Here is a 14458-nt window from a genome sequence, read left to right as displayed (position 1 = left end):
TTTTACCGTTTTCCTTTAATATAAGGCGTACCTAAAGCTTTCGGTGCTTCCGCGCGCCCGATAAAGCCGGCAAGCGCTAAAATCGTTAGCACATATGGAGCAATCAGCAAATAAACCGTTGGTACATCTTTTAAAAATGGAAGCGTTTTTCCAACTATACTTAAACTTTGTGCCAAACCAAAGAACAACGCCGCTCCCATCGCCCCAATCGGATGCCATTTTCCGAAAATCATCGCCGCAAGCGCCATAAAGCCGTGCCCGGAAATCGTCGCATGGCTGAAATCGCGCGAAATGATCATCGCATACACCGCACCGCCAAGCCCACCTAACGCTCCGCTGATCATAACGGCAATATAGCGCATTTTCGTCACATTAATTCCCATCGTATCCGCTGCCATCGGATGTTCACCGACTGCGCGAAGACGAAGGCCAAACGGCGTTTTGTAAATGACATACCATACGACAAACGCCAAAATAATCGCCAAATATGATGGAATGTACATATTGGAGAAAAAGAGCGGCCCGATCACCGGAATATCACTTAATACCGGAATGTCTATTTTATCAAATCCAACTTGAATCTGATCGGTTTGCCCTTTTCCGTATATTTTTTTGACTAAAAAGAGCGACAATCCAAGTGCTAAAAAGTTAATCGCCACACCGCTAACCACTTGATCAGCGCGAAACGAAATAGATGCAACGGCATGAAACAGCGAAAAAATGGTGCCGACAACCATCGCAACGAGTAAAGCGAGCCATGGGGTAAGCGCTCCAAATTTATCAGCAAACGTTAAATTGAAAACAATGCCAATAAATGCTCCAATGGTCATTAACCCTTCTAAACCAATATTCACAACGCCGGATCGTTCGCTAAATACGCCGCCAAGCGCTGTAAAAATAAGGGGAGCAGCAAAGAAAATGGCAGAAGGAATAATTACTTGCAATACTTCATAGACGCTCACTTATTCCGCCCCCTTTTTCAAACGAGATAGTAATAAACGAATGACATAACTTGACGCGACAAAGAAAATAATGAGTGCAATAATAATATCCACTAGTTCTGTTGGCACACCAGCGCTTGACGGCATTTCAAGCGCCCCAACTTTCAACGCGCCAAATAATAATGCTGATAGCAATATTCCAAATGCGTTGTTTCCGCCAATCAGCGCCACAGCAATTCCATCAAATCCTACACCGGTAAAACCGGCTTTCACGGAAATATTTCCGAAAGTGCCGAGACCTTCCATCGCCCCAGCGATTCCAGCGAATGCTCCAGAAATGATCATGGATAAAATAATATTTGCTTTTACATTCATTCCTGCATATTGAGAAGCATGCTGGTTAAACCCAACAGCGCGCAGTTCAAATCCTTTTGTCGTTTTTTCAAGAAGAAACCACATAACGACCGCACCGATGATCGCGAAAATAATGCCATAATGTACGGAAGAGTGATACGTAATGGATTCTAAAAACTCCGAACGAAGCGATGCGCTTTCATGCACAGGCTTTGATTTAAACCCTTCATCCGATAAAACAGAGCGAATAATAGCGTTTGTCACATGAAGGGCAATATAGTTCATCATAATGGTAACAATCACTTCATGGACTCTTAAATACGCCTTTAAAATCCCTGGAATGAGCGCCCATATCGCTCCTGCCAGCGCTGCCGCTAAAATCGCCATCGGCAGGTGAATGACCTTTGGAAGTTCAAACGATACACCGACCCATACCGCCGCAAGCCAGCCAACAATAAGCTGACCTTCTACACCGATGTTAAACAAACCGGTGCGGAACGCAAAGGCAACTGCAAGACCTGCTAAAATATAAGGTGTCGTTTGTCGAATCGTTTCTCCAATGTAATATGGATCGCCAAATGCACCGTATAGAAGAGACGAATATCCGGCGAGCGGATTATAACCGCTTGCGATCATTACAACCGCACCGACAATCATCCCTAACAATACGGCCAATACAGGAACAACAAAGGCAGACGATGCGGAAACAAAAAATTTTTTAAGTTCACTCAACTTCATGAAGACACACCTGCTTCCTTCCGTTTACTTCCCGCCATTAATAATCCGAGTTCTTGCTCTGTCGTCTCTTTCGGATCAACGATGGCAACAATTTTTCCTTCGTAAATAACAGCAATACGGTCACTTACATTCATGACTTCATCTAGCTCAAATGAAACAAGAAGCACCGCTTTTCCTTGATCACGCTGTTCAATTAAACGTTTATGAATAAATTCAATTGCCCCAACATCCAGACCGCGTGTTGGCTGTGCGGCAATAAGCAAATCTGGATTTCGATCTACTTCCCGGCCGATAATCGCTTTTTGTTGGTTCCCGCCAGACAGGGCGCGCGCTTTCGTAAATTCGTCCGGCGTGCGCACATCGAATTCGGCAATAAGCTGACGCGCTTTGTCGTAAATCGCTTTAAAATTTAAAATTCCGCGTTTCGAATATGGGGATTTGTAATATGTTTGCAGCACCATATTTTCCCCAATTGGAAAGTCCAGAACAAGGCCATGTTTATGGCGATCCTGCGGGATATGGCCGACGCCTGCTTCGGTAATTTTTCGCGGCGGAAGGTTCGTAATATCGCGGCCGTTCAACAAAATCGATCCCGATTCCACCTTAACAAGCCCTGTAAGCGCCTCAATCAGTTCTGTCTGCCCATTGCCGTCTACCCCTGCAATACCCACAATTTCTCCAGCATGCACCGTTAAGTCTAAATGATTGACGGCAGCCACGCCGCGCGCGTCTTTTACGACTAAATCTTTAATTTCCAGCACTGGTTTGCCTGGCTGTGCTGGTTTTTTTTCTGTTTTAAACTGCACTTCGCGGCCGACCATAAGAGAGGCAAGCTCATTTGGATTTGTTTCTGAAACATTTAAAGTAGCGATTCCTTTTCCGCGGCGAATAACGGTGACACGATCGCATACTTCCATTATTTCCTTTAACTTATGGGTAATTAAAATAATCGATTTTCCTTCTTTCACCAACTTTTTCATAATTTGAATCAGTTCATGTATTTCCTGCGGAGTCAACACTGCCGTTGGTTCGTCAAAAATTAAAATGTCCGCCCCGCGATATAGCGTTTTTAAAATCTCGACGCGCTGCTGCATGCCAACCGAAATATCAGCGATTTTCGCCGTCGGGTCTACCGCAAGACCGTACCGTTCCGACAGTTCGCGTACCTCTTGTTCTGCGCGCTTTATATCAATGATTCCGCCTTTTTTCGGTTCACTGCCTAAAATAATGTTTTCCGTGACTGTAAACGTATCAACAAGCATAAAATGTTGATGCACCATGCCAATCCCAAGTTCATTCGCAACGTTTGGATCAGTAATGTTTACCTTTTGGCCCTTTACGCGAATCTCGCCGCCATCCGGCTGATAAAGGCCAAACAGCACGTTCATGAGCGTCGATTTTCCTGCTCCGTTTTCCCCTAAGAGCGCATGAATTTCCCCCTTTTTTAACTGCAATGTAATGTTATCGTTTGCGACAAAATTGCCAAACACCTTTCGAATGTTCAACATTTCAATAACATATTCCAAATAAATTCACTCCTTACTTAAGCAAGGTAAAATCATAAAATGGAAGGATGCAATATCCGATTGCAGCCTTTCATTTTATGATTTTTGGCGAATAAAAAGGCTAGCGTAACCACTAGCCTTTTTATTCAATTATTTTAAGGATGCTTCAAACTGTTTGTATTCTTTGCGAGTCATTGGAACTTTTACTTCGCCTTTGATGATTTTTTGCTTCCATTCATCGACTGCTTTTAACACTTCCGGCTTAATGTTGTCTTGTGTAGGCGCAATGCCAACCCCGTCTTCTTGAAGACCATATTCAAGCGTTTTTCCGCCAGAGAAATCGCCATCTTTTGCTCGTTTTGCCAAGTCATATACAGCCACATCGACACGTTTTACCATCGATGTTAATGTAACGTTATACGTTTTGCCGCCAACTTTCACAACACCTTCAGGCGATTGGTCTTTATCCACACCGATTACCCAAATTTCACGGTTCGGATCTTTCTTTTTCAAGTCTTTTGCTTCAGAGAACAAACCATTTCCTGTTCCGCCAGCGGCATGATAAATGACATCGACTCCGGAAGCATACATGCTTGATGCAATCGCTTTTCCTTTATCCGCTTGGTCAAACGCACCGGCATATTGCACTTCGACTTTCGCTTTCGGATTAACAGCTTTTACTCCTGCAAGGAATCCGCTTTCAAACTTCTCAATTAATGGAATTTCCATGCCGCCGATAAATCCGATTTTATTCGTTTTTGTTGTTAAGCCGGCAACGACACCAACAAGGAATGAACCTTCATGCTCTTTGAACGTAATGCTAGCTACGTTTGGTTGTTCAACAACCGTGTCAACGATCGCAAAATGCTTTTTCGGGTTTTGTTCAGCAACTTCTTTTACTGCATCTCCCATTAAATATCCAATTCCATAAATCAAATCAAAGTCGCTGCGCACAAGCTTATTTAAGTTTGTCGGATAGTCAGTATCGCTTGATGATTGTAAATAATCATAACCGCCTCGGCCTTTTTTCAAGCCATTCTCTTTTCCAAATTTTTGCAAACCTTCCCAAGCAGATTGGTTGAAAGATTTGTCATCAATACCGCCAACGTCTGTTACCATCGCAACACTAAACGTGTCTTTGCCTTTGTCACCAGCATTATTCCCCCCTTGTCCACCGCATGCACTTAACAGTGTACCTGCTGCTAAAACAAGGGAAAGGGCGAGTCCAAATCGTTTTTTCATTAAAATACCCCCTAATCCATAAAAAAATTGTTGTGCTTTCTTACTTATTATAAAATCATCCCTATATTTCTATGTATGGATGTCACCTCCTTAAAAACTAAGGCGTTTTCGAAGTACATGAAAGCTGATTTTGTCAGAACGGAAATAGTTGATGGAATAAAAAATCGGCTCATCATTTTTATCAAAATGCATTTGCTTTAACACAAGAAGCGCAGTTTCTGGCTCACATTGCAAAATCGGCGACACTTTCTCATGGTAACCGAGCGGTTCAATGCGAGCTACAGCATAAGCAATATCGCGATTCGCCTGATTGTGTAAGTTTTCAAAAAGGGATTCTTGCTCATAGGAAATTCCTTTTGGTAAATATTTACATAAAATTTTGTCTATACAATATACAACAGGCTCCCCGTCAGCTGTACGGACACGTTCAATCAAAAGAATGTCATCGTCCGCCGAACATTGAAATCTCCGGATGTCATCTTCCGTCGGCTGTTGAATGGAAGAAGATAAAAAAATCGTTCCAGGTTTTCGACCTGCCTGCCGAATCATATCAGTAACGCTGCTTAACTGCTCGATCCCCGATGTAAACAGCGGTCTTGCATTGACGAACGTTCCAACACCATGCCGGCGAATAATCACGTTTTCTTCCTCTAAAACACGCAATGCCTCACGCAATGTTGCACGGCTGACACCTAGTTGTTTCGCTAATTCAAATTCCGATGGGAGCTTTTGTTTTTCTTTATACACGCCTGTTTCAATATCACGCTTAATTCGATCAATCACTTGTAAATATAGGTGACGGTTGTCTGACTTGATGGACATGAAAAAATCCCCCATTTTTCATTTCAACAGATATCAGACCTCTGACGTTAGACATGTAGACTCTTCGAGATTACTATACCATTTTTTTGGGGATAAATAAATAGTAAATAAAAATTTTGTCGAAAAAAGCAAAAAACGATTGATAACGTTTTCAATGTGATATATTTTTTAAAAGAGCAGGCAACAAGTTTGCCTGCTCCCCTATGATGTTTTTACATTTTCTTTTGGAATAAGTACAGCGCGAGGTTTACTTCCTTCATAGGGGCCAACAACTCCACGTGCCTCCATCGCATCTATGAGACGAGCCGCACGATTATAACCGATGCGAAAGCGCCGTTGCAGCATGGAAACCGAAGCACTTTGCATCTCTACAACAAGCCGAACCGCTTCATCATACAATTCATCGTCAAATTCCTCGCTCTCACCATTCTCTTCGCTGACCATCATCTCTTCATAATATTGTGCTTTTTGCTGGGAAATAACAAAATCGACAACCTCTTCGACTTCTTCATCGGAAACAAACGCTCCTTGGACACGAATCGGTTTGGAAGCACCCATCGGCAAAAACAGCATATCGCCACGGCCCAGCAGTTTTTCCGCTCCCCCCATATCCAAAATAGTCCGCGAATCGGTTTGGGAAGAAACGCTAAAAGCGATCCGTGACGGAATGTTTGCTTTAATGACACCTGTAATGACGTCAACCGAAGGCCGCTGCGTTGCAATAATTAAATGAATTCCTGCCGCGCGCGCCATTTGCGCCAAGCGCGTAATCGAATCCTCTACATCGGAAGAAGCAACCATCATTAAATCTGCCAGCTCATCAATAATAACGACAATATAAGGAAGAAGCGGCTGTTTTCCTTCCGATTCTTGATTATGGCGCTGCACGTATTCATTATACCCTTCGATATTTCGTGTGCCTGTATGTGAAAATAATTCATATCTTCTTTCCATTTCTTGAACAACCTTTTTTAACGCTTGTGACGCTTTTTTCGGATTCGTCACAACCGGAGCCAACAAATGCGGTATTCCGTTATACACGCTTAATTCTACCATTTTCGGGTCAATCATCATTAATTTTACTTCATGCGGCTTTGTACGCATAAGCAAGCTTACGATAATTCCATTAATGCACACACTTTTCCCGCTTCCCGTTGCCCCGGCAATTAATAAATGCGGCATTTTGTTAAGCTCAGCTGCAACAACTTCGCCAGAGATGTCACGGCCTAGCGGAATTAATAGTTTCGCTTCATGTTTGTAATGATCGATCGCTTCTAACACTTCTCTTAAAGAAACGGTCGCAATTTCTTCATTTGGAACTTCAATGCCGATCGCGGATTTTCCGGGAATCGGCGCTTCAATACGAATGTCTTTTGCAGCTAGCGCAAGGGCAAGGTCGTCGCTCAAACTAACAATTTTGCTTACCTTCACCCCTACGTCCGGATATACTTCATATTTCGTTACTGCAGGGCCAAGATGAACTTGGGTTACTTTCGCCTTTACACCGAAGCTTTGAAATGTTTTTTCCAGCTTGCGCGCATTTGCATAAATGTTTGCATGATCTTTCGCTTGGTTTGATTGTTTTGGAAGATGGAGCAGTTCAAGAGGCGGAAGTTGATAATCAATATTTTCCATTTCCGAAAACGCTAACGGCCCAGACGCCTCTTCCTCGATGTCTTCTGCGTTTTCCTGCTCTCGTTCTTGTTCTATCTCATTCGAACGCGCGGCAGTAAAATCAGAAATAATCGGCGGAGGAGAGAGCGTTTCTCCTTCTTGTATGATCGGCTCCTCTTCTGTGCTGTCATGCTGCTTGTCGGGTTGTGGAGTTCTTGTTTTTTGCCGTTTTCGTCCCTGCTTTTTACCGCCCCACTGTTTTATATCCGCACCAAACGCCAGCCATTGCTCCTTGAGAAAAGAAGCGATTATGATCACCACTTTTCCCACTGTTTCACTCAATGATTTTCCGGTAATGAAAACAGCCCCGATGATAAAAAGAAAAAAACAAATCCATTTTGTTCCAAGTTCATCAAATAATTGATAGCTTGCCGCGAAGAAAAACGCCCCGACCATCCCGCCGCCTAAATCATTATTCGCCGATTCTCCCCGCACTTCGTTCCAAAACAACTCCCATGTTGTTCGAATGATGCTAGGGTCAAATTGCCCGCGTCGGGACAACAAATCGAATAACGTTTCGTGACTTAGTAATAAAAGCGCGGAAACGATAATATATAAACCGAGAAGAATGCGATGAGTAAACGAAGGCCATGCACGCTTCCAAATGATATAAAACGACAATATAAATAAGGCTACAAACAGCAGCATATACCATTCTCCAAAGAAAAAACGCGCAATAAATACGAGCGTCTTTCCAACTAGCCCAAGACGCGCCATTGCGATGACGGAAATCGCTAACATCGTAAGACCAAGCAATTCAAATTGAAATGCTTCTTTCCAATGTTGCTTTGACCGTCTTGATTTTTTCTGTCGTTTCCGTTTTGCCACAACTATTCACTCCAATAAACAAACTGAAAGATTGGAAAAAAGCAGCCATACTTGGCTGCTTTTTTCCGTTTGTTTATTAATTATATCACGAATGGACATGGAATTCATTACGATGTTGTGGAAGAAATCGTAAATCTCGTTCCTGGTGCATATTTTTGTTCTAAAAAATGAAGCGGATTCGTACTTAAATTTTGAACAATTTCATATTCATTGGTTTCCGTTTTTTGTACAAGAAATGGAATTCCATCATAGTATACCATTGTTCGTTTTTCGTATTCTTCCTTGGCAGTTTGGAAGATAAGATGTTCCGGCATGATCGTATATAAAATCATTGGACAATCTTCCTTTCCCCTGATTTGTTCAGTTCAATTAATTCGCGCAATTTGTTCATCGCTTGAGCAACGCCGCCGACTTCATCAATAAGTCCGTATTTTACCGCATCAGGGCCGACAACATTGGTGCCGATATCACGCGTTAAATTCCCTTTGGAAAACATAAGTTCCTTAAATTTTTCTTCCGTAATTTTGGAATGTTTTGTAACAAAGCGAACAACTCGCTCTTGCATTTTATCCAAATATTCAAATGTTTGCGGAACGCCAATGACCAGCCCAGTCAATCGAACAGGGTGAATCGTCATCGTTGCCGTTTCGGTAATAAATGAATAATCACAAGAAACCGCAATCGGCACACCAATCGAATGACCGCCTCCTAATACGATAGAAACGGTCGGTTTCGATAAGGACGCAAGCATTTCCGCAATCGCTAATCCTGCTTCTACATCTCCGCCTACCGTATTTAAAATAACGAGCAGGCCTTCAATATTTTGATTTTGTTCAATGGCGACAATTTGTGGAATAACATGTTCGTACTTCGTCGCTTTATTTTGCGGTGGAAGTTGAATATGTCCCTCAATTTGCCCGACAATCGTTAAACAATGAATGTTTGTATCCGGCGTCATTTGCGGAATGTTTGTTTGACCTAGCTGTTGAATCGCCGCTGTTACTTGTTCCTCTTTCGTTTCTTGGTTTTCTTCTGATTCCGATTGTATGTAACGCTCTTTTTCCATGCATATTCTCCTTTCTTTCCGTCATACATATAGTATGCTCGAGTTGGAAAAGAAAAATGCCGATAGAAATTTCCTATCGGCATGTTCGTTGACTTTGAGCATGATTGTATTATACTTCCATAATAATTGGTAAAATCATCGGTTTTCGTTTTGTTTTTTCAAATAAAAATTGGCTCAATGCTTCGCGAATGTTTGATTTTAATGACGACCATTCGATCATATAGGTTTGCAAGCATTTATTCACAATATTTGCAACGATTTTTGTTGCTTCATCAAGCAATGATTCTGATTCTCTGACATAGACAAAACCACGCGAAATAATTTCCGGTCCAGCGATAATTTTTTTTGACTCTTTGCTCAATGTAACGACAACAATTAAAATCCCATCTTGCGAAAGAAGACGCCGGTCTCTTAAAACAATGTTGCCAACATCGCCTATGCCAAGACCATCAATCAAAATGTTGCCGTACGGAACTTTTCCTCCAGGACGCGCTACTCCATTGCGAAATTCAATGACATCACCTTTGTCAATCAAAAACGTCCTATCTTCGGAGATGCCAACCGCTTTTGCAAGATTAGCGTGTGCTTTTTGCATACGATATTCGCCATGAACAGGAATAAAATATTTCGGTTTCATTAAATTAAGCATTAGCTTCAATTCTTCTTGGCATGCGTGTCCAGACACGTGCACTTTTCTCTCGCGGTAAATGACGTTCGCTCCGGCACGATACAGTGCATCAATGGTTTTTGAAAATACTAATTCATATCCAGGCATCACCGATGCCGCAACAATGACAGTATCTCCTTCTTTTATGTTGACCTGCTTGTGTACTTGTTTAGCCATACGGGCCAATGCGCTCATCGGTTGGCCATGCCCGCCTGTTGTTAAAATAATAAGTTCCTTGTCATCATAGCGGTCAATGTCATGGATGGAAATAGTCACTTTTTCCGGAAGATGTAAATATCCAAGCCGAACAGCAATATCCATCACTTTATGCAACGTTTTCCCTACAACCGCTACCTTCCGTCCGTACATTTTTGCTGCATGTAATACTTGTTGAATTCTGGTGATGTTCGACGCATAGCAAGCAACAAAAACCCGACCATTCGCGTTATAAATAACATCGGCAATTTCCTGGGCTACAAGCGTGTCCGATCCCGTATAACCCGGTCTTTCCGCATTCGTACTATCGGATAATAGGCAAAGCACTCCTTGTTCGCCAATCTGCGCCATTTTCCCTAAATCGGCTCGATTTTTGCCATATGGAGTCTGGTCAAATTTAAAGTCGCTCGTATAGACAATGGCGCCTTGGGATGTATGAATGCTAATCCCAACCGAATCAGGGATGCTATGAATCGTTCGGAAAAACGTCACTTTTGCTTTATCAAACAAAATTTCCGAATCGGAGCGAATTTCGATTAGTTTTGCGTTTGTAATCCCCTGTTCCTTCAAAATCGATTCTGCCAATCCTAACGTAAGCTTTGTTCCGTACACCGGCACCGCCGTAATCTTTTTCAACACGTAAGCAATGGCTCCAATATGTTCCTCATGCCCGTGGGTTAAAAAAATTGCTTTAATGCGATCTTGGCGTTCAATGAGATAGCTAATGTCAGGAATCACTTTGTCAATCCCAAGCATCTCGTCCTCAGGAAACATGACGCCGGCGTCGATCACAAAAATGTCGTCATCCAGCTCGACCACATACATGTTTTTACCGATTTCCCCGACTCCCCCAAGGGAAAAAATCCTTATTTTCTCTACTTGTTTCGTTTTCAATGTCACGTCCTCCTATGATGATACTAACCCGCTCAAAGTCACTTGATTTTATTATAACTGATGGGAGATTTTGAATACAAGATGATTTATGAAGCGCTTTATAACAGCAAAAAACCAATCCGCCTATGCGGATTGGTTTTCCTTTTTTTATAATGTATTTAATAAATTCATTAGCTCGATGCGCTCTTGTTCGGTAAGCGGGACAAGCGGCAGACGAACAGAACCAACGTCTAATCCTTTTAACTGCAGCGCCGTTTTTACCGGTACAGGATTTGGCGCTGCAAATAACCCTTTCATAATTGGCAACAGCTTTTGATGCAGTTTTGCCGCTTTGGCAAGTTCCCCTGCTTCGAAAGCAGCAATCATTTGTTGCATTTCATTGCCAATAATATGAGAGGCAACAGACACAACGCCGGCACCGCCAATCGCCAATACCGGAAGGGTGATGTTATCGTCACCGCTGTAAAGCAGAAAATCCTCTCTCGTCCGGGCGATTATTTCCGTCATCGTATCTAAATTGCCGCTCGCATCTTTTATAGCAACGATGTTTGGAATTTCCGATAAACGAACAACCGTGTCAACAGACATGTTCACAACAGAACGTCCAGGAATATTATAGAGCATCACCGGAAGCGACGTGCTTTCGGCAATCGCTTTGAAGTGTTGATATAACCCTTCTTGATTCGGTTTATTATAATACGGCGCTACTAACATTACCGCGTCGACGCCAGCTTCTTCCGCTTTCTTCGTCAACACAATCGATGCGTGTGTATTGTTGCTTCCAGTCCCAGCAATAACTGGAACTCTCCCGTTCACAACCGAAACAACGTGACGGAATAAAGCAACTTTTTCTTCCGTCGTTAATGTTGGCGATTCGCCTGTCGTTCCGGCAACAACGAGGGAATCTGTTCCGTTTTCGAGCAAATAATCGACAAGCTTGGTCGTTTTTGCAAAATCGATATTTCCTTTATGATCAAACGGCGTTACCATCGCTGTCACGATTTTGCCAAATTGGATCAATACCCTCACTCCTCACTCCAATTTTAAATCGTACTCTTCTGCCGATTCCTCGGAAAGATGGAATGCATCATGCAACGCGTTCACCGCTTTTTTCATATCTTCCTCTTTCACTAATACCCAAATGGTCGTATGGCTATCGGCTGATTGTAAAATTTGAATTCCTTGCTCAGAAAGAGCCGTAACGATTTTTGCCGTCACTCCAGGGACTCCAGCAATCCCTGCTCCGACTGTAGATACTTTCGCACATCCTGTTGTAACGATCGGTTCATAACCAATACGGCGAAGGGCAGCGACCGCTCGCTCTGTCATTTCACCAGAAACCGTATAAACAACACCGTTTGGCGAGATGTTAATGAAGTCGACACTAATTCCTTCATTCGCCATCGCCTTAAAAACATCGGACTGCAATTCATAATGTCCCTCTTTCGCCTGTACTTTAATTTGCGTAATATTGGAAACATAAGTAATGCCAGTGACTAACCGCTCTTTTACATCGCTTCCTTTTTTCGAACGAATAGCAGATGTAACAAGCGTTCCTAAAGAATCGGAATACGTTGAACGAACGCGCAACGGCACTTTTGCCTGCATCGCAATTTCAACAGCGCGTGGATGAATCACTTTTGCCCCTTGATAGGCCATATTGCAAATTTCCGTATACGTGACGACATCGAGCGGACGGGCGTTCTCGACAATGCGCGGGTCTGCAGTCATCACCCCTTCGACATCGGTAAAAATATCGACCCATTCGGCGTTTAACGCCGCACCAAGCGCCGCCGCAGACGTATCGCTTCCGCCGCGCCCAAGCGTTGTAATATCGCCATTTTCTGTCGCGCCTTGAAAGCCAGCAACGACAACGACATCGTATTCGTTCAATGCTTTAAGCAGGCGTTCGCACCGCATTTCGATAATTTTCGCATTCGTATAATCATCGTTCGTTCGGAAACCTGCTTGCGCGCCAGTAAACGCAGTTGCTTTTATTCCATGCTTATTTAATAGATTCGTAAAAACAACGCTAGAAATAATTTCACCGCACGCCATTAGCATATCTTGTTCGCGCTTCGTGACATAATTGTTAGCCCCGCCGATGAGGCTAAGGAGCGTATCCGTCGCATACGGTTCTCCTTTTCGCCCCATCGCCGAGACGACAACAACTACTTTATAGCCGTCTTCAAGCGCTTTTTCAATATGCTTGCGTGCAAAATCACGCCCGCGTCCGTCACGGACGGATGTGCCGCCAAACTTCTGAACAATGATTTTCATGTTAACACCTCGATGTAATTCGCTTCTCTATTTATTTTACAATCCCTAGTTTAATTAAACTTTCCGCAATTTGCACGGAATTCCATGCCGCGCCTTTTAGTAAATTATCAGATACGACCCATAAATGGAACGCCCGGTCATGATCTAAATCCTTGCGAATTCGTCCGACAAACACATCGTATTTGCCAACACAATCAACTGGCATTGGATATACTTGTTCGCTTGGGTCATCTTGTAAAATGACACCCGGAGCATCTTTTAATACCGCTTTAATGTCGTCTGCACTGACCCCATCTTTTTCAATTTCAATATATACGGATTCCGAATGGCCGCTAATGACCGGGATGCGCACACATGTTGCTGCCACTTGCAGCTCCGGCATATGCATAATTTTTTTCGTTTCATTGATCATTTTCATTTCTTCAAATGTAAAGCCGTTTTCTTGGAATTTATCAATCTGCGGGATGGCATTAAAAGCAATTTGATAATGTTTACGGTCCGATTTTACTGGCAGAATTTCCGGTGTCACCGGCTCACCGTTTAACACCGCTTTCGATTGCGCCTTTAATTCCTCAATCGCCTGCACCCCGGCGCCGGATACAGCTTGATACGTGGAAACGATCACTTTTTTTAGACCGAACGCTTGGCGAATCGGTTCAAGCGCAACGACCATTTGGATCGTTGAACAGTTCGGATTGGCGATAATGCCATTATGCCATGTTAAATCATTTTCGTTCACTTCAGGGACAACGAGCGGGACGTTTTCTTCCATACGAAACGCGCTCGTGTTATCGATCACGATTGCCCCGCGTTTGACCGCTTCCGGTGCCAATGCTTTGGAGACAGATCCGCCTGCGCTAAACAGGGCGATATCCACCCCTTCAAAGCTTTCCGGTTTTGCGGCTTGCACTTCGATTTCTTCGCCACGAAAGCGCATTTTTTTTCCTGCTGAACGTTCTGATGATAATAATGTCAGCTTTCCGACTGGGAAATTTCTATTTTCGAGCGTTTGCACCATTTGTTGGCCAACTGCGCCAGTTGCTCCTACGACTGCAACATGAAAACGTCTTTGTTCCATGAACCATTCTCCTTCCGCATAGTCACTCAATCACATTGGTAAATTTATAGTTTTTATTTTACCATATTCCACTTTAAAGGAGTCAACTACCCAACGGCTAAAGTCGTGGGCTTGCAACTAGCCTAATTGGCTGCCGCGTTCGGCTGGTTGACA

At 43.2% G+C, this 14458-nt stretch carries 12 protein-coding genes; all 12 read right to left on the bottom strand.

The features are described from left to right. Positions 1-2: 2 nt before the first annotated feature. Positions 3-962: an ABC transporter permease gene (locus DCC82_RS08230; RefSeq protein WP_015863511.1), complete on the bottom strand. Its 960-nt coding sequence runs from the start codon at positions 960-962 to the stop codon at positions 3-5. Then, positions 963-2033 carry an ABC transporter permease gene (locus DCC82_RS08225; protein ID WP_015863510.1) on the bottom strand — a complete coding sequence of 357 codons (1071 nt, stop codon included), beginning with the start codon at positions 2031-2033 and terminating at the stop codon, positions 963-965. Further along, entirely contained in the window at positions 2030-3559 is a 1530-nt protein-coding gene (locus DCC82_RS08220; RefSeq protein WP_062678192.1) for an ABC transporter ATP-binding protein, read from the bottom strand. The genes DCC82_RS08225 and DCC82_RS08220 overlap by 4 nt, the downstream gene beginning before the upstream one ends. 129 nt (positions 3560-3688) lie before the next feature. Next, positions 3689-4780, bottom strand: coding sequence for a BMP family lipoprotein (locus DCC82_RS08215; RefSeq protein ID WP_108430311.1), 1092 nt, complete (start codon positions 4778-4780; stop codon positions 3689-3691). 90 nt (positions 4781-4870) lie between these two features. Then, positions 4871-5602 (bottom strand): GntR family transcriptional regulator, encoded by a 732-nt coding sequence (locus DCC82_RS08210; RefSeq protein WP_015863507.1) that lies wholly within the window; start codon positions 5600-5602, stop codon positions 4871-4873. A gap of 201 nt (positions 5603-5803) precedes the next feature. After that, positions 5804-8104, bottom strand: a complete 2301-nt coding sequence (locus tag DCC82_RS08205) for a DNA translocase FtsK (RefSeq protein ID WP_108430310.1) — start codon at positions 8102-8104, stop codon at positions 5804-5806. Positions 8105-8211: 107 nt separating this feature from the next. Further along, positions 8212-8436, bottom strand: coding sequence for a YlzJ-like family protein (locus DCC82_RS08200; protein WP_015863505.1), 225 nt, complete (start codon positions 8434-8436; stop codon positions 8212-8214). Further along, a complete protein-coding gene (locus DCC82_RS08195) occupies positions 8433-9170 on the bottom strand; it encodes a ClpP family protease (RefSeq protein WP_015863504.1) in 738 nt (245 codons plus the stop codon). Before DCC82_RS08195 ends, DCC82_RS08200 begins: the two co-directional genes overlap by 4 nt. Before the next feature lie 109 nt (positions 9171-9279). Continuing rightward, positions 9280-10947 (bottom strand): ribonuclease J, encoded by a 1668-nt coding sequence (locus tag DCC82_RS08190; RefSeq protein WP_015863503.1) that lies wholly within the window; start codon positions 10945-10947, stop codon positions 9280-9282. A gap of 147 nt (positions 10948-11094) precedes the next feature. Further along, entirely contained in the window at positions 11095-11967 is an 873-nt protein-coding gene (dapA, locus tag DCC82_RS08185) for a 4-hydroxy-tetrahydrodipicolinate synthase (protein WP_108430309.1), read from the bottom strand. A gap of 12 nt (positions 11968-11979) precedes the next feature. Next, the gene (dapG, locus tag DCC82_RS08180) at positions 11980-13227 is read right to left on the bottom strand and encodes an aspartate kinase (RefSeq protein ID WP_015863501.1); all 1248 of its coding nucleotides are present in this window, start codon (positions 13225-13227) and stop codon (positions 11980-11982) included. Between the two features lie 31 nt (positions 13228-13258). Further along, complete coding sequence (gene asd / locus DCC82_RS08175) at positions 13259-14305, bottom strand: aspartate-semialdehyde dehydrogenase (protein WP_015863500.1); 1047 nt, start codon at positions 14303-14305, stop codon at positions 13259-13261. Between the last annotated feature and the right edge of the window lie 153 nt (positions 14306-14458).

The organism is Geobacillus sp. LYN3 (assembly GCF_003064505.1).
In the GTDB taxonomy this organism is placed as follows: domain Bacteria; phylum Bacillota; class Bacilli; order Bacillales; family Anoxybacillaceae; genus Parageobacillus_B; species Parageobacillus_B toebii.
The sequence above is the reverse complement of the archived record's forward strand: the minus strand, read 5'-3'. Positions and strand labels throughout refer to the sequence as shown.

Coding starts and splice junctions, on each gene's coding strand:
- DCC82_RS08225 (WP_015863510.1), bottom strand. CDS start 2,033: ATGAAGTTGAGTGAACTTAAAAAATTTTTTGTTTCCGCATCGTCTGCC.
- DCC82_RS08215 (WP_108430311.1), bottom strand. CDS start 4,780: ATGAAAAAACGATTTGGACTCGCCCTTTCCCTTGTTTTAGCAGCAGGT.
- DCC82_RS08210 (WP_015863507.1), bottom strand. CDS start 5,602: ATGTCCATCAAGTCAGACAACCGTCACCTATATTTACAAGTGATTGAT.
- DCC82_RS08200 (WP_015863505.1), bottom strand. CDS start 8,436: ATGATTTTATATACGATCATGCCGGAACATCTTATCTTCCAAACTGCC.
- DCC82_RS08195 (WP_015863504.1), bottom strand. CDS start 9,170: ATGGAAAAAGAGCGTTACATACAATCGGAATCAGAAGAAAACCAAGAA.
- dapG (WP_015863501.1), bottom strand. CDS start 13,227: ATGAAAATCATTGTTCAGAAGTTTGGCGGCACATCCGTCCGTGACGGA.
- asd (WP_015863500.1), bottom strand. CDS start 14,305: ATGGAACAAAGACGTTTTCATGTTGCAGTCGTAGGAGCAACTGGCGCA.